The organism is Glycomyces sp. NRRL B-16210, from assembly GCF_000719515.1.
In the GTDB taxonomy this organism is placed as follows: Bacteria; Actinomycetota; Actinomycetes; order Mycobacteriales; family Micromonosporaceae; genus Glycomyces.
Map to the genome: position 1 here is coordinate 311,068 of NZ_JOGR01000004.1, position 23,003 is coordinate 334,070.

At 68.6% G+C, this 23,003-nt stretch carries 22 protein-coding genes and 4 pseudogenes; 10 read left to right on the forward strand and 16 right to left on the reverse strand.

What is annotated here, in order from left to right:
- Positions 1-25: 25 nt before the first annotated feature.
- The 4 genes from IF12_RS0107775 (at position 26) to IF12_RS0107790 (ending at position 3,368) form a co-directional block, all read left to right on the forward strand.
- Positions 26-427: a VOC family protein gene (locus IF12_RS0107775; protein WP_030156521.1), complete on the forward strand. Its 402-nt coding sequence runs from the start codon at positions 26-28 to the stop codon at positions 425-427.
- An 8-nt stretch (positions 428-435) separates the two neighbouring features.
- The gene (locus tag IF12_RS0107780) at positions 436-975 is read left to right on the forward strand and encodes a YdeI family protein (RefSeq protein WP_030156524.1); all 540 of its coding nucleotides are present in this window, start codon (positions 436-438) and stop codon (positions 973-975) included.
- A gap of 97 nt (positions 976-1,072) precedes the next feature.
- The gene (locus IF12_RS0107785) at positions 1,073-2,233 is read left to right on the forward strand and encodes an aminotransferase class I/II-fold pyridoxal phosphate-dependent enzyme (RefSeq protein WP_030156526.1); all 1,161 of its coding nucleotides are present in this window, start codon (positions 1,073-1,075) and stop codon (positions 2,231-2,233) included.
- 148 nt (positions 2,234-2,381) lie between these two features.
- A complete protein-coding gene (locus tag IF12_RS0107790) occupies positions 2,382-3,368 on the forward strand; it encodes a DMT family transporter (RefSeq protein WP_081913356.1) in 987 nt (328 codons plus the stop codon).
- Between the two features lie 120 nt (positions 3,369-3,488).
- Here IF12_RS0107790 and IF12_RS27005 read toward each other — a convergent pair.
- From IF12_RS27005 to IF12_RS0107825, 7 genes and pseudogenes are all read right to left on the reverse strand, one after another.
- Positions 3,489-4,073 (reverse strand): annotated as a pseudogene (locus IF12_RS27005) (alpha/beta fold hydrolase); the annotation flags it as partial.
- A 117-nt stretch (positions 4,074-4,190) separates the two neighbouring features.
- A complete protein-coding gene (locus tag IF12_RS0107800; protein ID WP_030156532.1) occupies positions 4,191-5,024 on the reverse strand; it encodes an undecaprenyl-diphosphate phosphatase in 834 nt (277 codons plus the stop codon).
- A 680-nt stretch (positions 5,025-5,704) separates the two neighbouring features.
- Entirely contained in the window at positions 5,705-6,973 is a 1,269-nt protein-coding gene (locus IF12_RS0107805) for a glycoside hydrolase family 16 protein (RefSeq protein WP_231492434.1), read from the reverse strand.
- 190 nt (positions 6,974-7,163) lie between these two features.
- Positions 7,164-8,066 (reverse strand): carbohydrate ABC transporter permease, encoded by a 903-nt coding sequence (locus tag IF12_RS0107810; protein ID WP_030156537.1) that lies wholly within the window; start codon positions 8,064-8,066, stop codon positions 7,164-7,166.
- On the reverse strand, positions 8,063-9,034 hold the full coding sequence (locus IF12_RS0107815) for a carbohydrate ABC transporter permease (RefSeq protein ID WP_081913358.1): 972 nt from the start codon (positions 9,032-9,034) through the stop codon (positions 8,063-8,065). Before IF12_RS0107815 ends, IF12_RS0107810 begins: the two co-directional genes overlap by 4 nt.
- 12 nt (positions 9,035-9,046) lie before the next feature.
- A complete protein-coding gene (locus IF12_RS0107820) occupies positions 9,047-10,396 on the reverse strand; it encodes an ABC transporter substrate-binding protein (RefSeq protein ID WP_030156541.1) in 1,350 nt (449 codons plus the stop codon).
- Positions 10,397-10,444: 48 nt separating this feature from the next.
- Entirely contained in the window at positions 10,445-12,082 is a 1,638-nt protein-coding gene (locus IF12_RS0107825; protein ID WP_030156544.1) for a glycoside hydrolase family 13 protein, read from the reverse strand.
- Positions 12,083-12,285: 203 nt separating this feature from the next.
- Here IF12_RS0107825 and IF12_RS0107830 point away from each other — a divergent pair, with 203 nt between their 5' ends.
- Complete coding sequence (locus IF12_RS0107830; protein ID WP_030156546.1) at positions 12,286-13,308, forward strand: LacI family DNA-binding transcriptional regulator; 1,023 nt, start codon at positions 12,286-12,288, stop codon at positions 13,306-13,308.
- Positions 13,309-13,544: 236 nt separating this feature from the next.
- On the opposite strand, the gene IF12_RS0107835 is transcribed toward IF12_RS0107830, so the two are convergent.
- On the reverse strand, positions 13,545-13,874 hold the full coding sequence (locus IF12_RS0107835) for a nucleoside triphosphate pyrophosphohydrolase family protein (protein WP_030156549.1): 330 nt from the start codon (positions 13,872-13,874) through the stop codon (positions 13,545-13,547).
- A gap of 305 nt (positions 13,875-14,179) precedes the next feature.
- On the opposite strand from IF12_RS0107835, the pseudogene IF12_RS22790 reads away from it, so the two are divergent.
- The 4 genes and pseudogenes from IF12_RS22790 to IF12_RS27160 form a co-directional block, all read left to right on the forward strand.
- Positions 14,180-14,488: pseudogene (locus IF12_RS22790) on the forward strand (HIT family protein); the annotation flags it as partial.
- A 415-nt stretch (positions 14,489-14,903) separates the two neighbouring features.
- Complete coding sequence (locus tag IF12_RS26095; protein WP_197034643.1) at positions 14,904-15,053, forward strand: hypothetical protein; 150 nt, start codon at positions 14,904-14,906, stop codon at positions 15,051-15,053.
- A gap of 31 nt (positions 15,054-15,084) precedes the next feature.
- Positions 15,085-15,594: a hypothetical protein gene (locus tag IF12_RS0107850; RefSeq protein WP_197034644.1), complete on the forward strand. Its 510-nt coding sequence runs from the start codon at positions 15,085-15,087 to the stop codon at positions 15,592-15,594.
- Between the two features lie 103 nt (positions 15,595-15,697).
- Positions 15,698-15,763: pseudogene (locus IF12_RS27160) on the forward strand (hypothetical protein); the annotation flags it as partial.
- 239 nt (positions 15,764-16,002) lie between these two features.
- Here the strand turns inward: IF12_RS27160 and IF12_RS27165 are convergent.
- The 8 genes and pseudogenes from IF12_RS27165 to IF12_RS0107885 form a co-directional block, all read right to left on the reverse strand.
- A pseudogene (locus IF12_RS27165) lies at positions 16,003-16,233 on the reverse strand (DUF397 domain-containing protein); the annotation flags it as partial.
- Positions 16,166-17,053 (reverse strand): Scr1 family TA system antitoxin-like transcriptional regulator, encoded by an 888-nt coding sequence (locus IF12_RS0107855; RefSeq protein ID WP_030156555.1) that lies wholly within the window; start codon positions 17,051-17,053, stop codon positions 16,166-16,168. The gene IF12_RS0107855 and the pseudogene IF12_RS27165, both read right to left, overlap by 68 nt.
- A 261-nt stretch (positions 17,054-17,314) precedes the next feature.
- Entirely contained in the window at positions 17,315-17,995 is a 681-nt protein-coding gene (locus IF12_RS0107860; protein ID WP_030156557.1) for an ADP-ribosyltransferase, read from the reverse strand.
- Positions 17,988-18,476: a hypothetical protein gene (locus tag IF12_RS0107865; protein WP_369807676.1), complete on the reverse strand. Its 489-nt coding sequence runs from the start codon at positions 18,474-18,476 to the stop codon at positions 17,988-17,990. Before IF12_RS0107865 ends, IF12_RS0107860 begins: the two co-directional genes overlap by 8 nt.
- Before the next feature lie 165 nt (positions 18,477-18,641).
- Positions 18,642-18,974 (reverse strand): WXG100 family type VII secretion target, encoded by a 333-nt coding sequence (locus tag IF12_RS22795; RefSeq protein ID WP_081913362.1) that lies wholly within the window; start codon positions 18,972-18,974, stop codon positions 18,642-18,644.
- Positions 18,971-19,369 (reverse strand): hypothetical protein, encoded by a 399-nt coding sequence (locus IF12_RS0107875; RefSeq protein WP_030156562.1) that lies wholly within the window; start codon positions 19,367-19,369, stop codon positions 18,971-18,973. Before IF12_RS0107875 ends, IF12_RS22795 begins: the two co-directional genes overlap by 4 nt.
- Before the next feature lie 130 nt (positions 19,370-19,499).
- Complete coding sequence (locus IF12_RS0107880; RefSeq protein WP_030156564.1) at positions 19,500-19,901, reverse strand: YbaB/EbfC family nucleoid-associated protein; 402 nt, start codon at positions 19,899-19,901, stop codon at positions 19,500-19,502.
- Positions 19,902-20,040: 139 nt separating this feature from the next.
- Complete coding sequence (locus tag IF12_RS0107885) at positions 20,041-20,868, reverse strand: alpha/beta fold hydrolase (protein WP_030156567.1); 828 nt, start codon at positions 20,866-20,868, stop codon at positions 20,041-20,043.
- 155 nt (positions 20,869-21,023) lie between these two features.
- Between IF12_RS0107885 and IF12_RS0107890 the strand changes: the two genes are divergently transcribed.
- A complete protein-coding gene (locus IF12_RS0107890; RefSeq protein ID WP_030156569.1) occupies positions 21,024-21,527 on the forward strand; it encodes a GNAT family N-acetyltransferase in 504 nt (167 codons plus the stop codon).
- Positions 21,528-23,003 lie beyond the last annotated feature (1,476 nt).

Genomic DNA, 23,003 nt, shown 5'->3' on the forward strand with positions numbered 1-23,003 from the left:
GGACGAAACGACGAAGGAGACGCCAATGCTGCGGGGATTCACCACCATCAGCTATTTCGCCGAGGATCTGGAGGCCGCGAAGGCCTGGTACACCGAGCTGCTGGGCATCGAGCCGTACTTCGAGGTGCCCGGCGGGTACGTCGAGTTCCGGGTGGGCGACTACCAGCACGAACTCGGCATCGTCCAGTCCGGCTGGGCGCCGCACGACACCACCGCCGCGCCCGGCGGCGCGATCATGAACTGGCACGTGGACGAGATCGACGCCGCGATCGAGCGGCTGCTGGCCATGGGCGCGACGGCGTACGAGCCGAAGACCGAGCGGGGCCCGGGTTTCGTGACCGCCGCCTTCCTCGATCCGTTCGGGAACGTCCTCGGCGTCATGTACAACCGGCACTACCTCGACGTGCTCGCCGCGAAAGGAGCCTGACCGTGCACATGCTCGATTTCGCCGACCTCGCGGCGTGGGAGTCCTGGCTGGAGGCCAACGGCGCCGAACGCGAGGCGGTGTTGCGCATCGGGAAGCGCTCCTCCCCCGCCGGTCGCCTCCGGATCGAGCCGGCTCTCGAAGCCGCGCTGTGCTTCGGGTGGATCGACGGCCGGCGCAACGCACTCGACGAGGTGTCCTTCCTCCAGCGGTTCTCGCCGCGGGCGAAGGGCAGCTCGTGGTCGCGGCGGAACCGGACGATCGTCGAGTCGCTCATCGAGTCCGGCCGGATGCGCCCGGCCGGGCTCGCCGAGGTCGAGGCCGCGCGGGCCGACGGCCGCTGGGAGGCCGCCTACGCCTCGCAGCGGGACGCCGAGGTGCCGCCCGAGCTGGTCGCCGTACTCGCCGCGAACCCGGCCGCGAACGCGGCGTTCGAAGAACTCAGCAGGTCCGAGCGGTACACGTTGATCCTTCGGATCCTCAAGGCCCGCACGCCTTCGAGCAGGGAGCGGACGGCGGCGCGGATCGCCGAGCGGCTCGCGTCCGGTTGAGGCCGCACGGCGCGACTGCCCTGTGGAACCGCCGCCGCCCGGTTGCGGGCCGGGCGCGGCGGGCGGCGATGATGGCCGGGTTCGCAGAGGAGGAACCATGAACGGATCCGGCCCGGCCCGGCGGCCCCAGACGACCATCTTCACGCGGATGTCGGCGCTCGCGCAGCGCCACGCGGCGGTGAACCTCGGCCAGGGCTTCCCCGACGAGTCCGGGCCCGCCCGGATCGTCGAGGCCGCCGCGGCGGCCATGCGCGCGGGCCACAACCAGTACCCGCCGCTGGCGGGCATTCCTCAACTGCGCCAGGCGATCAGCGAGCACCAGCGGCACTGGTACGGGCTCGAACCCGACCCCGGCGAGGGCGTGGTCGTCACCGCCGGGGCGACCGAGGCGATCGCCGCCGCGCTGCTGGCGCTGGTCGAGCCGGGCGACGAGGTGATCGCGTTCGAGCCGTTCTACGACTCCTACAAGGCGGGCGTCGAGATGGCCGGCGGCGTCCTCGTGCCGGTGCGCCTGGAGGCCCCGGACTACCGGCCGGACCTGGAGCGGCTGCGCTCGGCGGTCACCGACCGCACCCGGTTGCTGCTGGTCAACACCCCGCACAACCCCACCGGCACCGTGTTCGACCGGGCCGAGCTGGAGGCGATCGCGGCCCTGGCGGTCGAGCGGGACCTGCTGGTGGTGACCGACGAGGTGTACGAGCACCTGGTCTTCGCGGGGCGCGAGCACGTGCCGCTCGCGGGCCTGGACGGCATGTGGGACCGGACGGTGACGATCAGCTCGGCGGGCAAGACGTTCTCGCTGACCGGCTGGAAGATCGGCTGGGCCACCGGGCCCGCGGCCCTGGTCGGCCGGGTCGCGGCGGTCAAGCAGTACCTGTCGTTCGCCTCGGGGACCCCGTTCCAGCACGGGATCGTGGAGGCGCTGGCCTCCGGCGAGAAGTACTACCGCGGGTTCGCCGCGAGTTACGAGCGGCGCCGGGACCTCATGGTGGCGGGCCTGGCCGACCTCGGTTTCACCGTGCGCGAACCGGAGGGGACCTATTTCGTGACCACCGGGATCGAGTCGTTCGGCGTCGAGGACGGCATGGCGTTCTGCCTGGAGCTGCCCGAGCGGTGCGGGGTCGTGGCCATCCCCACCCAGGTCTTCTACGCCGACGGGGACGTGCCGCGCCCGGAGGTCCGCTTCACCTTCTGCAAGCCCGAGCCGGTGCTCGAAGAGGGCCTGGCTCGACTGCGCAAGGGCCTGCGGGGGCAGTAGGGTGGCGTTCATGCGCCTCGGACGACTGTCGCCGCCCGCCGCTTAACGCGGGCACCTGATTCCTTGCCGCGCACCGGCTTTGAGCCCGGTGCGCTGTCGAACGTGCCCGCAGACGAGAGCAATCGCAACGACTCTCATCTGGAGTGGCATGTCCTTCGACAGCACCGTCGTCAAGAATCTCGTAAAAAGCACCGCGGAAAGCGATGCGGTCCTTCCCGCCGAACCCGATGCCTCGGGCCCGCGCCGGGGCCTGTTCTTCCTCGCCGTCACCGGCCTCGCCTGGGGCACCACCGGCGCCGCGGCGGCGATCGTCTACCGCGTCGGCGACCTCGGCCCGGTGGCCGTCTCGTTCTGGCGCAACCTCGGCGGCCTCGCGCTGCTGCTGGCCTTCACCGCGGTCCGGCCCGTCCGGGCCAGGCCCGCGACCCGGAGGCCGCTCCGCGGCCGGGCCGCGCTGCTGGGCGGCGTCGGCCTCGGCATGGCGGTCTTCCAGACCGCGTACTTCGCCGCCGTCGAGGCCACCGGCGTGGCCGTGGCGACCCTGCTGACGCTCGGGTCCGGGCCGATCCTCACCGCGGTCGGCGCGCGGCTGCTCCTCGGCGAGCGCGTCGGCCGCGGCGGTACCTTCGCGGTCGCCGGGGCACTCGCCGGGCTCGGCGTGCTCGTCGGCGGGAACGGCCTGAGCCTGGTCGATCCCGCCGGGATCGGCCTGTCGCTCCTGTCTGCGGCCGGGTACGCCGTCGTCACCCTCCTGGGCCGCCTGACCGGGCGCCGGGCCGACGCCGAGCACCCGTTCACGCTCACCTTGTGGTCCTTCGGGATCGGCGCGGTGCTCCTGGCCGTCCCGGCCTGGTTCGAGGGCCTGCTCCCGCAGCCCGAGGACGCGCTGCGGACCTTCGCGGTCATCGCCTACCTCGCGGCGTTCGCGACCGCTCTGGCGTACCCGCTGTACTTCGCGGGCGCGGCCCGCGTCCGGGCTGCCACGGTCGCGGTGATGATGCTGCTCGAACCGGTCACCGCCGCGGCCCTGGCCGTGTCGGTCCTCGGCGAGCCGCTCACGGTCGCGACGGTGGCCGGGTCGCTGGTCCTGCTGGGTTCGATCGCGGCGCTGGCGGTGGCCGAGTCGCGGCGATGAGTTCGCTCTCCGCCGGCCGGCCCGGTCTGGTGGTAACGCAGTCCAGTAGCGGTGGAGCCGGTCGGCGAGTTCGTCGGGGCGGCTGAGCATCACGCTGTGGCTGCCGTCGATCTCGTCGGGTTCGATGCCGAGGCGCTCGCGCACGAGCGGGCGCATGAACTCGGGCGGGAAGAACCGGTCGTCGCGGCACAGCAGGAACCGGGTCGGCACGTCGGGCCAGGCTTCGAGCGGCGAGGGCTCGTCCCATCTCGCGCCGGACTGCTCGCGCCCGTGCGCCAGCGCCTCCTTCGCGAAGGCGACCGGCACGTCGTGGAGGAAGGCGTCGATCATCTGCTCCTCGGTGTCGATGCCGACGCCGACCTTCTCGTATTCGGCGCCGGACCACCAGGCGCCCATGGACTCTCCGGGGAGCGGGATCATCGCGGTCAGGAGGATCAGGAGGTCGACGGGGACCCGTTCGCACACGAGCGGGGCGGTGAACCCGCCGAGGGAGTGGGCGACGAGGACGATGTTCTCGCGGTCGCCGATCACGGCGGCCACGGCGTCGGCGTATTCGGGGAGGCCGTTCGCGTCGTCCTCGATCGGGAGGTCCACGGCGATGACCTCGTGGCCGCGTTCGCGCAGTCGCGGGGCGACCAGGTGCCAGTCCCATGAGCTGCTGCCGCCGCCGTGGATGAGGACGAACGTGGCCGTGTCGGGTCGCATGGGCGCTCCTCTGCGAGTCGGGACCTGGCCTCCGACGCTACCGCCGGCCCCCGACAATCCGGGAGCGGAAAACGCGAAGGGCCGGTCATTCGACCGGCCCTGTGGCGTTCTCGCGGCTCAGGTGGCCGAGAGGTAGCCCGTCTCCAGCAGGATGATCACGAACGCGCCGAGGATGCAGCGGTACCAGACGAAGATGAACACGCTGTGCTTCGCGACCCACTTGAGCATCCAGTGCACGGCCGCGAGGCCGACGAAGAACGCGACGATCGTGGCCACGAGCATCTGCGCGCCGCTGGGCACCGAGCCTTCGGCGACCGGGTCGAACACGTCGCCGAGGCTCAGGATGCCCGCGCCGAACACGGCCGGGATCGCCAGGAGGAAGGAGTACCGGGCCGCGACCGACCGGTCGAGTCCGATGAACAGGCCCGCGGTGATGGTGCCGCCCGAGCGGGAGATGCCGGGGATGAGCGCGGCCGCCTGCGCGAAGCCGAGGATGAGGCCGTCCTTGAGGCGGAAGTCCTCCCAGGTGCGGGTCTTCCTGCCGACGAGTTCGGCCAGCCCCAGGAGCAGGCCGAAGAAGATGAGGCTGAAGGAGACCAGCCAGAGGTTGCGGGCGCTCTCGCGGATCTGGTCCTGGAAGACCAGGCCGAAGAACACGATCGGCAGCGTCCCGATGATGACGTACCAGCCGAGCCGGTAGTCCGTCTCGCCGCGCAGCTCCTTGTCGAACAGGCCCTTCCACCAGGCGACGAGGATGCGGACGATGTCCTTCCAGAAGTAGAGGAGGACGGCCGTCTCGGTGCCCAGCTGCGTCACCGCTGTGAAGGACGCGCCCGCGTCCTCCTCGAAGAACAGGGCCGAGGTCAGCCGCAGGTGCGCCGAGGAGGAGATCGGCAGCATCTCGGTCAGGCCCTGGACGACCCCGAGCACGATGGCCTCGAACCAGGTCATGTCGACCACAGGGCCACCTCCGTCCGTGCACGGGACAGACTGGGGGAAGTGTGCATTTGCGCTTCTTTCGTCACATCGACGGTCAGGAGTCGCTTCCGCCTGCTCTCGGCGCCCGGCGCGACTGGGCCATCTTGCCAGACCCTTTCCAGTGACCGTCCGGCACACGCACTCGCGAGTGAGCCGCGTCAGAGGGGCGAATAGGACGGTGCGGGGCGCTTCGGAGCGACTCGGTCAGACCGTCCCCGCCGGACGGCGAGGACGCGAGGACGTGCGGTGACGAAATGGTCGATGTGACTGTGCCCCAAGGAATGCGGTGATGGTCCTCATAGGCGGGTGGGGCGCCGGGACCGGCTTCGTCGGCGGGGAGCGGGCCGTGTGGTCGTCGGGCGGCGCCGGCCCGGGTCGCGGGTCCGGCGCCGCCGGGGACCAGATCGAATCGATGGCAGGAACGCGAACTGGTCCACCGCCGGGAGCGCCGCGAAGCGTGCCGCGCCGAACCCGGGTGATGAAGGCACTATACGACCGCGGATTCCGATTAGTCGGGATTTCAGGCGATTTTCAGTACATGGGGTGGATCAGCGCGCGGAGCCGGGAACCCGGCCGGATCGGAGCCGGGCCCGGCTCCGCGCGCGGGGGCCGGAGGGGCGTGCGCCCCTCCGGCCCCCGTCCGAGCCCCCGGCTCAGGCTCGGAACCACTTCTGCGCGGGGTTGCCGCTGCACGTGGCGATCTGGAGGTTCGTGCCGTCTGCGGGGTTCGCCCACGGCACGTCCAGGCACTTGTCGGCCTGCGGGTTCACGATGTCGTTGGCGCCGGAGAAGGCCCATTGCTGCGCCGCCGATCCGTTGCAGTTCCACAGCCGGACCGGCGTGCCGTCGGCCGTGGAGCCGTTCGCGACGTCGAGGCACTTGCCGAAGGCGCGCAGGGTCCCGTCGCCGGGGGTCGTCCACTGCTGGGCGGCCGTGCCGTTGCAGGTGTAGATCTGCACGGGCGTGCCGTCGGCGGTGCCCGAGCCCTCGACGTCGAGGCACTTGCCGGCGAGGCCGGTGATCGTGCCGCCCGAGGCCGAGGCTCCCGAGTAGACGCGCACGTAGTCGATCTTCATCTGCTGCGGGAACTGGGTGGAGCCGTCGGGGTAGCCGGGCCAGTCGCCGCCGACCGCGACGTTCATGATCATGAAGAACGGGTGGTCGAAGACCCACTGGCCGCCGACGTTGGCGGGCGTCAGGGTCTGGAAGGCGTTGCCGTCCACCGACCAGGTGATGGAGTTCGGGCTCCAGTCCACCGCGAAGACGTGGAAGCCGTTCGCGAAGGGCTCGCCGATGGTGTAGCTGCTGCCGACCCCGCCGCCGCCCGAGTAGCCGGGGCCGTGGACGGTGCCGTGGACGGTGTTGGGGATGTGGCCGACGTTCTCCATGATGTCGATCTCGCCGCTCTGCGGCCAGCCGACGTCGCCGAAGTTGTCGCCGAGCATCCAGAACGCGGGCCAGATGCCCTGCCCGCGCGGGATCTGGATGCGCGCCTCGAAGCGCCCGTACGCCTGGGTGAAGGTCTCGGCGGTGAGCAGCCGGGCCGAGGTGTACTCGCAGGTGCCGTACCAGCACTGGTAGTTGTTGGGGTTCTCGCGGCGGGCGGTGATGACCATGTTGCCCTCGCCGTCGTGCGCGGCGTTGCTCGTGCTGTTGGTGTAGTACTGGTGCTCGTTGTTGCCCCAGCCTCCGCCGCCGGTCTCGTGGCGCCATTTGCCGGAGTCGGGGGCGGTGCCCGCGGCCCCGTTGAACTCGTCGCTCCAGGTCAGGGTCTGCTGCGCTTCGAAGGCGGGCTCCTCGGCGTTGGCGGAGAGGCTGACGGTGACGGCGGTGGCGGCCGCGATCGCGGCGGTGGCCAGCGCGAGGAGGCGGGTGCGTCTGCGGCGCAGCCAGGTCGGGGTGGAGTCGGTGAATGGTCTCACGGAGTGGTCCTCTCGTTCCGTGGGAGAGAGCACTGTCCGCGGTCGGATGGGAACTCCGAGAGAGCGCTCTCTCTAAACATTCCTATCTTTTTACCATTGGGGATAGAACACTGTCAATAGGACAAGTCGAACCCGTAGCGTGACGGCGGGGCCGGAGGGGGTGCGCTCCTCCGGCCCCGCCGAGTCCGGGTCAGCCCTTGATCGCGCCGCCGAGGCTCGCGCCGCCCAGGAACATGCGCTGGAACACCAGGAACAGCGCGATCGGGATGAGCGAGGAGATCGCCAGCGCCGCGAGGAACACGTCGAGTTCGACGTACTGCTGGAGGATCGGCAGCCGCACCGACAATGGCTGGAGGTTCGGGTCGGGCAGCACCAGCATCGGCCAGAGGAAGTCCTTCCAGGAGGCGATGACGGCGAAGACCGAGACCACACCGATGATCGGGCGCGACATCGGCAGCACGATGGACCAGAACAGCCGGTAGGGCCCGGCCCCGTCCACTTTGGCGGCCTCGAAGATCTCCCTGGGGAGGTTCGCGAAGAACCGCTGCATGAGCAGCACGTTGAACGCGCTGGCCCCGGCGGGCAGCCACACCGCCCAGAAGGTGTTGAGCAGCGAAGTGCCCAGCAGCGGCGGGTCGAGGACGGTGAGGTAGAGCGGGACGAGCAGGACCACGCTGGGCACGAACAGGGTCGCCAGGACCGCGCCGGAGAGCACCTTGCCGATGCGGGGGCGCAGGACCGCGAGCGCGAAGCCGCCGGTGGCGGCCACGAGGAGCTGCACGGCCCAGGACCCGGCGGCGAGGGCCACGGTGTTGAAGAAGTACTTGTCGATCTCCACGCGCGTCCAGGCCTCGACCAGGTTGGCGAAGTCGAAGCCGTTGGGCCACAGCGCCATGGGTTGGCGCAGCGTGTCCTGCGTGGGCGTGGTGGCGGCCTTGAGGAGCCAGAGCATGGGCCCGAGGCCGGCGATCGCGAGGCAGGCCAGGAGGAGGCCGTGGGCGATGCGGGTGGACCAGCGGACGCTGGGCCGCTTCCAGTCGGTGGGGGCGATCAGGCCCCGGTCGGCGGCGCCCTTCTGCCGCGTGGCGCTCATGAGCTGCTCCAGGATCGGGTGAGTCGGAAGTACAGCGCCGAGAAGACCGACAGGACGCCCGCGAGCAGGAGGCTCAGGGCCGCGGCCGCGCCGTAGTCGCCGCCGAGCGAGTTGGTGAACGCGTAGCGGTAGATCAGCAGCAGCAGCGTCAGGGTCCGGTTGGCCGGTCCGCCGTCGGTGAACAGGAACGGTTCGAGGAAGACCTGGGCGGTGCCGATGATCTGGAGGATGAAGGTGATGAGGAGGATGCCGCGCAGTTGCGGGAGGGTGATGTGCCAGAGCTTGTGCCACACGCCCGCGCCGTCGATCTCGGCGGCCTCGTAGAGGCTCGGGTCGACGCCGGTGAGGGCGGCGAGGTAGATGATGACGGTGCCGCCGGCGGCGGCCCAGGTCGCCTCGAGCACGAGCGCGGGCATGACGATGTCGGCGCCTTGGAGCCAGGCGACCGGTCCGATGCCGACCCAGCCGAGGATCGTGTTGAACACGCCGTCCTCGCCGGCGTCGTAGAACAGCTTCCACAGCAGCACGGCGACGACCGGGGGCACGACCACAGGCAGGTAGGCGAGGGCGCTGAACAGGCCGCGCATCTTGCGGACCTCGCTCATGAGGATCGCGGCCACGAGCGGGATCGGGTAGCCGAAGAGCAGGGCGAGCACCGCGAAGTAGGCGGTGTTCTGGACGGCGGTCCACAAGAGCGGGTCGGCGAAGACCTGCTGGAAGTTCGCCAGCCCGACCCATTGGGGGTCGGTGACGAGGTTGGTGCGCTGGAAGCTCATGACGACGGCACGGCCGATGGGCAGCCATGAGAACACGCCGAAGATGACGAGCATGGGCGCCAGGAACACCAGGGTGGGGAGGCCGCCGCGGGCGCGGGCGAGGAGTCCGCCCGGGCGCCCGGGCCGGGCCGCGGGGAGCGGCCGGGCCCGGGTGCCGGTGACACCGGCGGGGCGAGTGTCGTGGGTGGTCATCTGCTGCTTTCGTTACGCGGCGTCGAGCGCGGCCTGGGCCTGGGTCTGGGCCGTCTCAAGCAGGGCGTCGACGTCGGCGTTCTCGTCGGTGAGGACGGTCTGCACGACGGTGTCGAGGATGCCGTAGACCTCCTGGGTGGCGGTGACGGGCTCGTTGAGCAGTTGCTGGTCGAAGACCTGGTCGGTGTAGGGGGCCATCTGGTCGACGGGCACGTTCACGTACTCGGCGATCCAGGTCTGGACCTGGTCGTAGGTGTCCTTGTCGAACACCGGGAGCTCGGGCGCGCCGACGGGCTGGCCGGTCTCGAACTTCACTTCGGCGTCGGCGACCGCGGCCTCCTCGACGGTGAGCTTCTCCATGTAGTAGAAGTCGATCCACTTGACCGCGGCGGCCTGCCCTTCGGCGGAGGCGTTCGGGCTGACGGCCGCGAGGGTGCCGCCGCCGAGGACGCCCGCGTTCGGGTCGTCGGCGAGCGGGAGCACGGTCAGGCCGTAGTCGTCGGGGTCGAGCGCGTTCTGGGTGAACAGGTTGCCGTAGTTGCCGCCGCCGGAGACGTACATGCCGATGCGGCCGGAGGCGAACTCCTGGTTGATGGTGCCCCAGTCGTAGAGGAAGTTGTCCCCCATCGAGTCGTCGGCCCAGCGCATGGTCTGGAGGTCGTCCAGGGCCCGGCGCATCGCGGGCGTGTCGATGGTGGCGTTGCCGCCGCCGTCGTCGGTGCGCCCGCCGAGGGCGTTGACGACGGTGGTGAGGATCCAGCCGCCGGTGTTGTCGTTGGTCATCACCGCGTAGCCGGCCTCGCCGGTCTCCTCGGCGATCTGGTCGGCGGCGGCGCGGACCTCGTCCCAGGTGGTCGGCGGGGCGTCGGGGTCGAGCCCGGCCTCGGTGAACAGGGTCCGGTTGTAGTGCAGCCCTTGGCCGTAGGCGGCGATCGGGATGGCCCACATGTCGCCTTCGGGGTCTTCTCCGGCGGCGGCGATGTTCGGGTTGTAGTCCTCGCGGTAGGGCAGGTCGGCGGTGAGGTCGCCGATGTCGGCGATCTGGCCGCGCTCGATGAGGCCGCGCCCGTCGGTGAAGGGCACCACGAACACGTCCGGCAGGGTGCCGCCGGCGAGCTGCGCGGTGAAGGTGCCGGCGGTCCAGGTGTACTCCTGGGTCTCGACGGCGATGTCGGGGTTGGCGTCCTCGAACTGCGCGATGCGCTTCTCGAACGCGTCGATCGCGTCCTGCTCCAGCCCGGCGTCGATGGTGACGGTGATGTGGGTGCGTCCGTCGTCCGGTTCGTCGTCCGAGCAGGCGGCGAGGCCGACCGCGGTGAGCGCGGCGGCCGCGACCGCGGCGGCGGTGCGAGAGGTTTTCATGGTTGCTCCTTGTCGGTTATGCAGGTGTTGCGGTGAGGGATTGCGCGGTCACGTCCGCAGCCACACGGCGGCGTCCGCTGGAAGGCGGCCGCCTTCCAATGGGGCGCTGGCGAGCAGCGCGCCGGTGTGGGCGGGCAGGTCCGCGAGGGCGTCGCCGAGGTTGACGACGCAGGTGAAGTCCTCGCCCCGCCGGAAGGCGAGCACTCCGGGTGCGGTCTCGGTCCAGGCGAAGGCCTCGCCGCGCAGCGCGGGTTCGCTGCGGCGCAGGCGGATCGCCTCGCGGTAGAGCGAGAGGAAGGAATCAGAATCCGAGGCCTGGGACTCGGCGGCAAACGAGCCCCAACCCGAAGGCTGAGGAAGCCAGGTGGAGGTGCCGGTGTCGTTGAACCCGAAGGTCGGCCCGTCCGCGCTCCAGGGCAGCGGCACGCGGCAGCCGTCGCGGCCGGGGTCGACGCCGCCGGAGCGGAAGTGCATGGGGTCCTCGCGGACGCCCTCGGGGAAGTCCTCCACTTCGGGCAGGCCGAGTTCGTCGCCTTGGTAGACGTAGAGGACGCCGGGGAGCGCGGCGGTGAGCAGCGCGGCGGCGCGGGCCCGGCGGGCGCCCAGAGCGAGGTCGGTGGGCGTGCCGAAGCGCTTGGCGCTGAAGGCGAACGAGGAGTCTTCGCGCCCGTACCGGGTGACCGGGCGCGTGATGTCGTGATTGGACAGGACCCAGGTCGGCGGGGCCGAGACCGCCGCGTGGGAGGCGAAGGTCGCCCGGATCGACTCGGCGAGGGCCTCGGCGTCCCAGGGGCGGGTCATGAAGTCGAAGTTGAAGGCCATGTGCATCTCGTCGTCGCGCAGGTAGCGGACGAACCGGTCGTTGTCCTCCAGCCAGACCTCGCCGACGAGGAGCCGGGGCTCGTCGTAGGAGTCGGCGATCTTGCGCCAGCGCCGGTAGACCTCGTGGACCTCGTCGCGGTCGAAGTGCGGGTGCGCGCCGGGGGCGTGGTGCTCCCCCACCTCGGGCAGCTCGGGGTCCTTGGCGAGCATCGAGGCGGAGTCGATGCGGACGCCGGCGACGCCGCGGTCGTACCAGAAGCGAAGCACCGCTTCGTGTTCGGCGGCAACGTCGGGGTGGGACCAGTTGAGGTCGGGCTGCTGGGGGGCGAACATGTGCAGGTACCACTGGCCGGGCTTCCCGTCCGGGCCGGTGGTGCGGGTCCAGGTGTTGCCGCCGAAGCTGGAGGTCCAGTTGGTGGGGATCTCGTCGCCGCCGGGGCCGCGCCCGTCGTGGAACCAGAACCGGTCCCGGGCGGGATCGCCGGGGGCCGCCGCCAGCGCCTCCTGGAACCAGGCGTGCTGGTCGGAGACATGATTGGGAACGATATCCACAATAGTCCGAATCCCCAGCTCCAGCGCCTCGGTGATGAGGGCTTCGGCGTCTTCGAGGGTGCCGAAGGCGGGGTCGATCTGGCGGTAGTCGGCCACGTCGTAGCCGCCGTCGGCCTGCGGTGAGCGGTACCAGGGGGTGAACCAGAGGGCGTCGACGCCGAGTTCGGCCAGGTGCGGGAGGCGGCGGCGCACGCCCGCGAGGTCGCCGGTGCCGTCGCCGTCGGCGTCCGCGAAGCTGCGCGGGTAGACCTGGTAGATCACCGCGTTCCGCCACCACTCGGTGCCGGGACGGGCTCGCTGTGCCGATTGCAATGTCGCTCCGTTTCGTCGCTGACGCGCGGAAGTTGGTCCTGTACACGGGTCCTGGGTACAGCGGAACCGCAGCACATGATAGGTTTAGCGCTATACCTAGCTCGGAATTTTAGACTCAAGGTGTCAGACTTGTCAACGGCGGATTTCAGACATCCCCAGCGAGAGCGTTTGCCCGTTCTCGCCAAGCCCCGAGAGGAGCCCCGTTGGGCGTCACGCTGAAGGACATCGCCGCCGAGGCCGGTGTCAGCCTCATGACCGTGTCGAATGTGGTCAACGGCAAGCAGTCCAGGGTCTCCGCGGCCACGCGCGAGCGCATCATGCGGATCGTCAAAGACCGCGGTTACGTGCCGAGCGCTTCGGCGAGGAGCCTCGCGGCGCGGTCCTCGCGCCTGGTGGGCCTGCTGGTCCCGGCCAAGGACGAGGCGAGCCTGACGATCGACCCGCACACCGTGGAGGTGGTCGGCATGTTGGAACGCGAACTCCGCAGACTCGACTACCACCTGATGCTGAGGGGCATCGCCCGGAGAGCGGAGATAACGGAAGCCCTCCGCTCGTGGAACCTGGATGGAGCGGTCCTCCTGGGCTTCCAAGACGCCGAAATAGACCGCCTGAAGCCCGACGCGGTGGGCAAAGTGGCGATGGTGGCGATGGACTCGTATTCGGAGAACCCCCTGGCGCTAGAGGTCCGCTCGGACGACTTCGGAGGAGCTGAACTGGCAGTGCGCCACCTGGTATCCCTGGGCCACAGGCGAATCGCCTTCGCGGGCCCGGCCTTCTCGAAGACGGGCGTGGTGAGAGAACGCTTCGAGGGCTATCGAAAAGTCCTGGCAGAGAACAAGATCGAATTCGATGAGAGCTTGGTCTCCACGGTGGACATCTCCCACCAGGAGGGCGAGGCCCACGGAAGATGGCTCGCGGCCGAGAGGCCCGATGTGACAGCGGTCTTCACAACGGCGGACCTGCTGGCGATAGGAGTGGTGGAAGGCCTGGCGAACGCGGGAAGAGCAGTCCCCCAAGAGGTCTCGGTGATCGGCTACGACAACGCCGACATAGCGGTGTATGTGACCCCGAAGCTGACGACGGTGGCGCAGGACCTGCCGGGAAAAGCCGCGGAAGCGGTACGCCTGATGATGGACCGCCTGGCAGGAAAAGACCGCCCAGAACAGGCGACAACCCTCCAAGTCCGCCTCGTAGAACGAGAAACCGCAGCTCCCCCACCCGCCTAGACCACATGGCCGGTGCCCGCAGTGACCCGGGCCCCGCGCATGAGCCCACCAGCTCGGCGGTCACCTCACGAACTTTGCTCACCGCAGCGGCCGCTGTGTCTTGATTCTCTTGGCACACACCAGGAATCATCGATCGGCGGCCGCATTGCGTCACGCTCGAACCTGTTGTGTCCCAACCAGTCGGACACCGGTCTCAGCCGTCACCGACAGTCAGACAGCGAACGTTCGCCGCCGCGTCAACGATTGTCGCCGCTGCCGCCGAGCGCCGCGCGCTGCTGCCGGTCGGCAAGCTTGGCGATGTTGAGTTTGGCGACGTCCTCCAGCTCGATGTCGAAGTGGTCCGCAAGGACCGCGAGGTACCACAGCGTGTCCCCCAGCTCCTTCTTGAGATCCTCGATGTCCCAGTTGGCGAAGTCGCTGCCCTTGTCGCGCACGATCTTCTTGGCCTTCTCGGCGATCTCACCGGTCTCACCGACCAGCCCGAGCAGGAGATGGAACAGCTCGTTGTGCTTGTCTCGCGGCGCGGCCGTGCGCAGCGCCGCCTGCTGGTATTCGTTCATGTCCACCACCAGACCCTAAAGGTCACTCGCCTCCTGGGGGTGTGGTGGGTCGGAGCGGTGGTGTCCAGACCGTCCCGTCAGGACGGATTGACTGCTCCGTGCCCAGGGTTCGCGACCAGCATCCTGGCCCGGTGTCGTTCAGCTATGGTCGCCCCATGCGAATAGCCCACGAGCCGACCGGCTACCGGTGTCCGTTCTGCGATCGCCTGGCAGGCAAGGCAGACGAGGTCTCCGGTCCAGAGAACATCGTTCGGCGCACGGACGACGCGGCGGCCTTTATCTCGCCGCGGTGGTAGCCGAACAACTTCGGACATGTGCTCGTCGTCCCGACCGCACATCACGAGAACCTGTACTCCATACCCGCTGAGGCGTATCGAGCCGTGGGAGACCTGGTGCGCGAGGTCGCCATCGCGATCCGCGAAACCTACGGATGCGACGGCGTCTCCACCCGCCAACACAATGAACCGGCTGGCAACCAGGATGTCTGGCACCTGCACATCCACGTGTTCCCCCGCTTCGAGGGCGACAACCTCTACCGGTCGCGACCCCAACCCGGGTGGGCCACGTTCGCAGAGCGCCAAATCTATGCCGATCGACCGCGGACGTACTTCGCCCAGTAGGTCACCGAGCCAGGTGGTGCTGCGAGTCGCCGCCGACCAAAGAGCGCAGCCGCGAGATTATGGACAGCTGCGCCGCGCCGCTCCCGCCACCAGAGAGAAGGCGAGCCAACCGTCACGGGATCACGATCTTCCGCCGCCGTACTAGCTACGAAGTGGGGCGGCAGGGCCACAGCATCACGCACTATTGGGCCACCCGGCCACGACGGGCCGCCGTTGCCGGTCTGGAGTGTCGGCCTGTGGTAGCCGCAGCCGGAGGACTTGTACGAGGCAGACGACGGCGGCACGACCGCCGCGTTGTGGGAATCGATCGGGGTGGGCATCCGCAATGGGGCCGAAGACACCTGTTCTCGGTTGTGAATGCGGCGAGTGGGGATGTTGGCCTCTCCTGGCCCGCATCACCGCGACAACCGACCTCGTGACCTGGGACGCCTTCGAGCAACCGCACCGCAAGACCCGCGATTATGTGGCGTTCGGTCCGTTCCAGTTCGACCGACACCAATACGATGACGCCTTGCGGGCCCTGAGCGCGGTTATCGGCTCCGACATCGGCGACGCACGCGCATGAGCGCTACAGGCGCGGCCTGCTGGACCAGAGGATGGAGAAACTGCTCATGGAAAGGTTCGAGACGGAGAGTCTGGCGCTCATGCCTGGTCAGAAGGTTCAGGCCACGGTCCTCAGCCATCATCCATGGGGTGTGGTCGTTGAGATCGTCGGTTACGAGAACGCCGGTCTGTCGGCATCTATCGATATGATCCAGCAGTTCTCCCGAACCACGAGCAGCCATGACGAACTGCTCGCGCTCTTTCCGACCATCGGTTCGCAGATCGATGCAGTGATCGAGCAAATCCGCCGTTGGCATCCGCCGGTATCGGTGCGGCTCAGCATCCGACCTGCCGACCTTGAGTCGCTGACCTGGAGCTGCGACTTCTGTGGTGAACGGATCACGGTGGGCCCAGGTGGAGACGCCCTCGTCTTGGATTCGCGGAGCAACGACGGCCCAGGAAGCCACACCCTCATCTCCCACCGGCACTGCTTGGCCAAGCGAATCCGCCCAGACAACACCGGAGAGCGGGCGCGAGCATTGAAGATCGGGAAGATGCACTGAACCTCTCTCATCGTGAGTGAGTTCCATTGCGCAGCAACGAAGAAGCTCCTGATACAACAACAGTCGCCAAACTCGTTGTCTCCCAGGAGCTCCCTATGACCAGCTCGCCTCCGGCTTCGGGATCTCGCGAGCCACGGCCGCCCGCCGGGTGCACGAGACCATCGACCTGCTCAGCGCCCAGGCACCGAAGCTCCCGGCCGGCCTGCGAAAAGCCAGACGCTCGGGGAGGAGCTTCGTGATCCTCGACGGCACCCTCATCCGCACCGGCCGCCTCGCCGCCGACCGGATCTGGCAGCTCCCGCGCCTGCTGCGAGCGCGGCAGTGGCGATACGGGAAGCATGACGAAGGGCGTCCCCCGTTCAGGAGACGCCCTTGGCCTTCAGTTCTTGGAGCTAACCGGGTCGCTCTCAGCAGACCGGCGAAGTCGGTGGCGGCGAGGTCGAAGACCGGGGAGTCGTCGCCGAGCTTAGAGTCACGCACCTGGTACCCGGTGCAGATGCTGCGCGCCTCGACACACTGGTCGTTCCCGCTGTTGTTGCTACGGGTGCTCTTCCGCCAGGACTGGCGGCACTCAACGCAGTTGTCGTTCGCGGAGTCGCTGCTCCGGGTGCTCTTCCGCCAGCCGGTGTAACCCGCCATCGAGGAACCTTCCAATCCCTTGCGCGATTGCTCGCAGGTGTCTGCGGTCCTGATCATACAAGGCGATCTTTTCGGGCTGAACGATGTGGCGGCTCTGGTCGCGGTTCTCCACGTAGACGAAATCGGGCCCAGTGGCGGGCCGACCCTCACCAAGGAACATGTCGAACGGATACACGGCGAGATGCCGCGGCGGAACCACCAACACCTCGCATCCCGGCAGTGAGTCCACCCAGCGCAAGTGCTCAATCTGCCTCGCTTTGTCGGCGGCCGTCAACACATCGAGGTCCGCGATGGCACTGGCTGGCACATAGAGTTCGGCCCCTGGACCGTCCTCGTCGGTGAAACGAGCGAAGAACGCCTCAGCTCGAAGTTCTCGTTGTTTCCACAGCTTCATCCTGCTTGCGGGGTCTCGTTTTTTCGCGATGAGGTTCATGAAGGTGGCTTCGGTCTGGAGCACGCCGAGCAACAGGCTTGGGTCCCACTTCACGAAGCCTCCGTAGTTCCGCTCGACGCTCTCAACGATGTAAAGCGCGCGCTGATCGAGGTCGGCGATGAACTCGCTTCCGCTGAACAGTTGGTCCCACACCATGTCCATGAACGCCGACCGGTCCGGATCGGCCCCGGCTTTGGCGCATATGAAGGCGAGGTTCCCCTTGTCCGGCAGCCGGTTCCCCTCCAGCCATTCCTTAGTGGAGTTGGGACTCTTGCCGACCGCCTTCGCGAACTGTCGGTTCGTCCACCTCTTCGCCTCCACAAGTCGGTTGATCTCCGACCACAGATAGGCCTTGAGGAGTTCCGTGTGCAGTCCCGCCGATGCCATGCCGCCTCCCATGCGGTGTCGCCCATTACCCGTTGTAGGCATGATCGCACGGCTTGTCCAATGCGCAACCCTCATGTCCCCCTGTCAATTTCGAGGGGCCATTGCGGGCGGTCAATTGCGCCGCTCCGAAACGGGGCGCCACAACGGACCGCAAAGACCGCACTCGAACCATGCGCCGAAATGCGAAACCGGGCGGGGCCAGAGGCCCCGCCCGGTGCGCCGTCGATAGAACGGGGGACCGTCGCTCCCCCGCCCGCGTCGTCAGGTCAGTTCTTCCAGGTCGAGGTAGGTCGTGTCGCCGTCCTTGGTCTTGTCTTTGACTCGGAAGAGCGTTCCTCGGTCGAAGAGGACTTCCTTCTGGTGGGAAAGGCTCGAGGAGTCGGTGATGTTGCGACCGTTCTTGCCGTCGACGGAGAAGATCACGCCGTTGCTCTTGTTGCCGGAGAAGCCGCCGGTGGAGATGAACTTGAAGCGTTGGGCCGCCGATTCGCTCGTCGAGGTGCTCATGAACGCGGGGTCGGAGTACAGCCCACCCTTCTGGACCTTGTCGACCCAGTCGCCTCCGGGGGCACCGCGCCAGGTCTTGCCCGGGTCCGCGGGGCGTTCGTTCAGCGCGGCCGAGATGTCGGCCGCCTCCTTGTCGAGCCGCTTCCGGTCCTTTTCGCTGTACGAGGACTTGTTCGTCGTGCGCAAGTACCGGTTCAGCTCGTCGCTGCCGGTCGTGTAGCGGCGGATCGCGTCGTCACTGTTGTTGCTGCCGTTGCCGTTGCCGCCGCTGCCGCTCGGGCCGCCCGGGTCGCCGCCGCCCGCGTTGCCCTTGTCGCGCTGCTTGGGCGTCGGCGGCGTCCAGGCGCCGTCGTCGAGGACCTTGCCCAGGAGCTTGGCGCCGTTCCCGGGGGAACGATCCCTGCTGCCGCTTCTGCTTCTGCCGCCGTTAACCATTGAGCACCTTGTCGATTGCCAGGCCCATCAGCTGGTCGATGATGATCCCGGTGATGGTCTTGAAAATCGGTATCTGCGCCAGCGAGGCGCCGAACGTGACCGCCGCGAACGCGATCGCCTGCGCGATCTGGAACGCGAGGATCGCCAACTGCACGATCACCTGGATCTTCAACGTCAGGACGATGCCGGCCATGACAGTCAGGCCGATGTTGAGCACGTTGGCCGGGTCGCCGGCCTCCGCGAGGCTCGCGGGGGACGACTCCTCGGCCTCCCACTCGCGCTGGAACGCGTCGACCTGGGCGCCCTGGTTGTTCTCCAGGAGCGTCCGGGCCGCGGACTGGAGCGATTCGACCCGCCCGGCGAGCTGGTCGGCCATGCCGGTCCACTCCCCCGCGAGGTTGAACAGGGACTCCTCATCGGACTCGGGCCAGTCGTAGCCCAACATGCCGAGCAGGCCGATCAGTTCAGAGGGCAGTTGCATACCCACGAATGCGCACTCCTTGGGGGGAATCGGTTGCGGGTTGGAGACCCGCACGGTGGTCCGGCCGATGATCTGGGTGAGGGGCCGGCGAAGCGACCGAACGGCGGTCGGGCCGCCGCCCGCAGACCAGACTTCGCGATCAGGACTGGAGATCGGGCTTGGCGGTCAGGTCCGCAGGTCGCCTTCGAGCTGGGTGAAAATCTGCGCGATCTCGTCGTCGGTGGCCTGGTGGTCGTCGGCCATGTCCCGCAGCGCTGCGGAGAGGCCGGTCAGATCCTCGACCACGCCGCCGAAGCACTCGGAGACGGCCTCCACGCACGCCTCGTGGGCGATGCCGCCCGCGGTGCCGATCGTGTCGCCGCCGAAGGCGCTCGCGTACTGGCCGACCGACGCGATGAACTGGTCGAGGAGCGCCTGCACCTCGTCCTTCGCACCGTCGAGCTCGTCGGCGGACCGCCGCATCGTCTCGGGGTCGACGTCCATGCCCGCCATGGTCATCGACCTCCGTGGACTTTGGACATGAGTTCGCCGACCGCGGCGTGCATGTCCTTGAACTGCTGGAGCGAGGCGTCCTGGAGGCGGGCCATCTGCGCGTTGACCGCCTGCATGTCGGGGGCGGGGGCGTCGGTGGCCGTCAGTTCGGACCGCTGGTCGAGCGCGGTGTTGACCGCCAGCGTGAGCTGCTCGACGAGCGCCTCGGGGCCGTCTTTGAGGGCGCTGAGGGTCATCTTGATCCGCTCGAAGCGCCCGTCGGTGCCGAGGGTGACCTTGATGCGGCCGTCGGCGGCCTCGGTCAGTATCGGCTCCGATTGGCCGCCAGGCGAATCAGGGCCGTGCGACAGCGTCTCGCGCGTCTGCGCGAGCTGCTGTGCGAGCTGGTCTTCTCCGAACATTCGGACCTCCCGCCGCCGGACAGTACCGGAGGAAACCTGGACATAAGCTGGCGGCACTTCGCACCGCCGCAACCGATCACACAAGGGCGTCGCCGGAAATGGTTCGGAGGGCGCCTGCGACGCGCCGCCGTCAGGCGCTCTTGTTGAGCTTGCCCAGGACCTGGCCGATCGAGGCGCTCATGGCCTGGAGCTGGCGGACTCCCGCGTCCTGGACCTCGGCGAGGGACTCGCCGATGGCCTGGAGGTCGGGGACGCGCTCGTCGGAGCCGACCATGGCGGAGCGCTGGTCGAGCGCGTCGTTGAGGGCGGTCAGGACGTGTTCGGCGATGTAGTCGGTGCCTTCCTTGACCGCCTTGGGTTCGACGTTGATCGCCGAGACGCGGCCGTCGACTCCGAGGGTGACGCTGACGAGCCCGTTGGCGGACGCGGCGGTGACAGGTTTGGCCTGGCCGTCCTCCGGGGAGGCGGTCGCTTTCGCCAGGGCCGCGCGGGCCTCGGCGAGTTGCTGCGCGGGATCGCTCTCTGCGGACATCGGTTCCCCTCTGGTATTCGAAACCCTGTGATCGTAGCCCGCAGATGGGGATGAGCGCGGACACGCGGGTCGGCGCACCGGAATGAGGAACGCCCCCCGGTGACGCGCTCAGCATTCGACCGGGCCGCCCACTGACTGCCTACAGCGCGAGCATCGCCGCGGCGACCTCTCCGGCGGCCGCGTCAGGGAGGGCGCTCGCAGCCTGTTCGAGCACGAGCAGTCGTGCGCCGGGAATCTCCCGAGCGAGTGCCTCTCCATTTCCCACCGGGAAGAAGCGGTCGTGCTGACCGTGGACCACCAGAGTCGGTATTGCAAGCCCGGCTAGCCGCTCGCGCCAGCGCGGCGTGCAGTCGAGCCTGGCGAAGACCATGCCCAACTGGTTGGCCATCTGGACCGCCGGTTCGGTGCTCGGGGTGCGGTCGAAGATGCGTTCGGCACGCGCGCTGGCCTCGGCGGGATCGTCGCCGAGGATTTCGGCTCCGGCCGCCGCGTACCGGGCCACGGCCGCCCGGTCGGACCAGTCGGGCATCGGGAGCGAGAACTGCCGGTGCATGGTCTCGGCGTCGTGGTCGGGCAGGTCGTCGTCAACCGGGCCCGGCGCGACGGGCCGCGTCCCAACAAGAGTGAGGGCCGAGAACGCCTCCGGGTGGTCAAGTGCCGCAACCTGGGCGACCATGCCCCCAACCCCGATGCCCGCCAGATGCGCAGGCCGAGCGTCAAGTCCACGCGCGAGTTCAGCTGCGTCGGCGGCGAGGTCGCGCAGCGTATATGCAGGCGCTTCAGGTTCAACGGTCGTCGATGCACCCGCGTCGCGCAGGTCGTACCGCACCACATGACGTCCCCCGCGCGCGAGCGCCTCGCAGAGCGCGTCGGGCCAGGAAAGCATGGTCGTGCCGCCCGCGAGCAGCACAAGAGGCGCCGACGCGTCACCGAAATGCTCGACCCCGAGCGTGACCTTCTCAGACATGAGCAACTCCCCCGATCGGGCAGCCTGACGGCCGCAGTCATATAGACGAGATACGAAGCCGAGAATCATCGGCCCCAAGCAGCACCGAGGAACGCCCGACACCCATACCCCCATCTCTGTTGTCGCCGTGGACGAACGAAGGCAGAATGCTCGCTGTGATCGAGTTGCGCGTACTGACCGCTGATGACTGGGCCCTGTGGCGAGAGCTCCGCCTCGCGGCACTCACCGAGGCGCCCTACGCCTTCGCATCGCGATTGTCCGACTGGCAGGGCGAACATGACAACGAACAGCGCTGGCGGGCACGCTTGGAGATGGCGGGCTCGTACAACCTCGCCGCGATGATCGACGGTCACCCAATCGGCATGGCCAGCGGCGTACCGACCGACGAACCCGCCACCATAGAATTGATCGCCATGTGGGTGAACCCGAAGGCTCGGGGAAAAGGCGTCGGCGACCGGCTGGTGAACGAAATCGCGACCTGGGCCGAAAAGATCGGAGCGAAGATCCTGCGGCTAGGAGTAGCAGAAGGCAACCCGGCCGCCGCCGAACTCTACCGACGAAACGGCTTCCAGGACACTGGAGGAATCGGCGACTCGATGCCAGACGGAGTAAGCCGAGAAAGACGCATGGAAAAACAACTCCGCACTTCAACCGGATAAGTATCGCCACTCCCAGCAAACCGAAAGCAAGAATACAAACCAGCCTCATCATGCCCGCCAATGAGAACCGCACCCGTCGCGACCGGCCGCCTACTGCGGTCGGTCTGGTCGGTCCGGCTCACCCGCGTGAGCCGATCGGACCGGAGCGACCGTTCCGCGCTGCCGTGGCCGGTTTGGTGTTCGGTTGCGGTGCAAGCAGGCAGCGACGGAGCGGCCGCCGGAAAGGTCGTGGTGTGCTGCCGGGGCCGGGCCGTGTGCGAATAGCGGTACAACCCATCAGCGACGGGAGCGGCGCGGGGACGGCCTGCGGTGCGCTGCCGGGCCGGGGCCAGTTTCGGTCGAAGCCCAGGCGGGCGGCGGCGAAGCGGCGGCGCGAAGCCGAAGGTTTGTGTCCGCAGTGCGGTCGTCTTCGGTGCTGGTGCTGGTGCTGGTGCTAGGCGGGAGCCGGTGTCGGTGGTGGGCCGGTGTGGTGGTGTTGAGGCCAGGATGGTGTCGGTCGCGGTACCACCGGGCAGCGACGGAGCAGCTGCCGAGAGGGCCGTGGCCGGTTGCCGGGCTTAGGGCGACTTCGATCATGGTTCGAGTCGTCACCGAGGCAGTGCCGGTGTCGAGTCGGGGGTGCGTTGCCGAGGCGGGGCCGTGTCCGGTACCGGCGCGGGACCCGATCCGGCGGATCGCGCCGCAAACCGGCCTGCGGCCGCCGCCCAACCCAACGATGCGGAGAGCGCAGAGGGCTCGGTCATGTCCTGCATCGCCTCCACACTCCCTTCCGCTTCCCACCCCCGCACCTTCCAGTACCGGGCATTGCCACGTTGCCCTTCGCCTTCAGGCTGTCGCCTTCCGGCCCCGGGCATGAACGCCGTACCCTTCGCCTCCCAGCTCAGGGCAAGCACTCATCGCCCCTCGCCTTCCGGCCCCGGGGCATTCACTCGTTGTTTTTCACCTTCAGGCTGGCACCCTCCGGCGCTGGCTCGCTACCTTCGGACCTTCGTCCTCCGGTTCCGGGCTCCCGCCCTCCGCCTCCCGGCTGTGGTTCGCTGCCATCGGGCTTGCGGGCTGGTGCTCTCGGGCACCCGGCTTCTGCCCTTCGGCGCTCATGCTGCGCTGTCGGGCAGTGTGCTGGGTGCAGCCGGTGCAGCCGGTGCAGCCGGTGCGGTCGTGCGGCCGCTGTGGCTGGTCCAAGGGGCATCGGTCTACCGGCCCGGGGTCCATCCCCTTTTGGCCACAGTCGTGCCCTTGCACCCGGTCGGCATGCTTTCTCCGGCTCGTTCCCGCGCGTGTGGCGTGGGCGTGGCCCTCTGGTGCCGTGCATGTCTGACGGTTCGTGCGCACTGCGCCTTATAGAGACCCCCCGCACCTGGCCCTCGTGTGTTGCCCTGTGTGGGTGTCTCGTGCCCAACCGCGCTCATCATTGCGCGTGGCGCGCACCGTGTGTCTCGTTCAGGACACTGCCTCCCGGCCCAGGTGATCCAGACC

Bases quoted from the DNA above. Each gene is read 5' to 3' on its own strand.
- IF12_RS0107775 (WP_030156521.1), top strand. From the start codon at position 26: ATGCTGCGGGGATTCACCACCATCAGCTATTTCGCCGAGGATCTGGAG.
- IF12_RS0107780 (WP_030156524.1), top strand. From the start codon at position 436: ATGCTCGATTTCGCCGACCTCGCGGCGTGGGAGTCCTGGCTGGAGGCC.
- IF12_RS0107785 (WP_030156526.1), top strand. From the start codon at position 1,073: ATGAACGGATCCGGCCCGGCCCGGCGGCCCCAGACGACCATCTTCACG.
- IF12_RS0107790 (WP_081913356.1), top strand. From the start codon at position 2,382: ATGTCCTTCGACAGCACCGTCGTCAAGAATCTCGTAAAAAGCACCGCG.
- IF12_RS0107800 (WP_030156532.1), bottom strand. From the start codon at position 5,024: ATGACCTGGTTCGAGGCCATCGTGCTCGGGGTCGTCCAGGGCCTGACC.
- IF12_RS0107810 (WP_030156537.1), bottom strand. From the start codon at position 8,066: ATGAGCGCCACGCGGCAGAAGGGCGCCGCCGACCGGGGCCTGATCGCC.
- IF12_RS0107815 (WP_081913358.1), bottom strand. From the start codon at position 9,034: ATGACCACCCACGACACTCGCCCCGCCGGTGTCACCGGCACCCGGGCC.
- IF12_RS0107820 (WP_030156541.1), bottom strand. From the start codon at position 10,396: ATGAAAACCTCTCGCACCGCCGCCGCGGTCGCGGCCGCCGCGCTCACC.
- IF12_RS0107850 (WP_197034644.1), top strand. From the start codon at position 15,085: ATGGAGAAACTGCTCATGGAAAGGTTCGAGACGGAGAGTCTGGCGCTC.
- IF12_RS0107855 (WP_030156555.1), bottom strand. From the start codon at position 17,053: ATGGCATCGGCGGGACTGCACACGGAACTCCTCAAGGCCTATCTGTGG.
- IF12_RS0107860 (WP_030156557.1), bottom strand. From the start codon at position 17,995: ATGGTTAACGGCGGCAGAAGCAGAAGCGGCAGCAGGGATCGTTCCCCC.
- IF12_RS0107865 (WP_369807676.1), bottom strand. From the start codon at position 18,476: ATGCAACTGCCCTCTGAACTGATCGGCCTGCTCGGCATGTTGGGCTAC.
- IF12_RS22795 (WP_081913362.1), bottom strand. From the start codon at position 18,974: ATGACCATGGCGGGCATGGACGTCGACCCCGAGACGATGCGGCGGTCC.
- IF12_RS0107875 (WP_030156562.1), bottom strand. From the start codon at position 19,369: ATGTTCGGAGAAGACCAGCTCGCACAGCAGCTCGCGCAGACGCGCGAG.
- IF12_RS0107880 (WP_030156564.1), bottom strand. From the start codon at position 19,901: ATGTCCGCAGAGAGCGATCCCGCGCAGCAACTCGCCGAGGCCCGCGCG.
- IF12_RS0107885 (WP_030156567.1), bottom strand. From the start codon at position 20,868: ATGTCTGAGAAGGTCACGCTCGGGGTCGAGCATTTCGGTGACGCGTCG.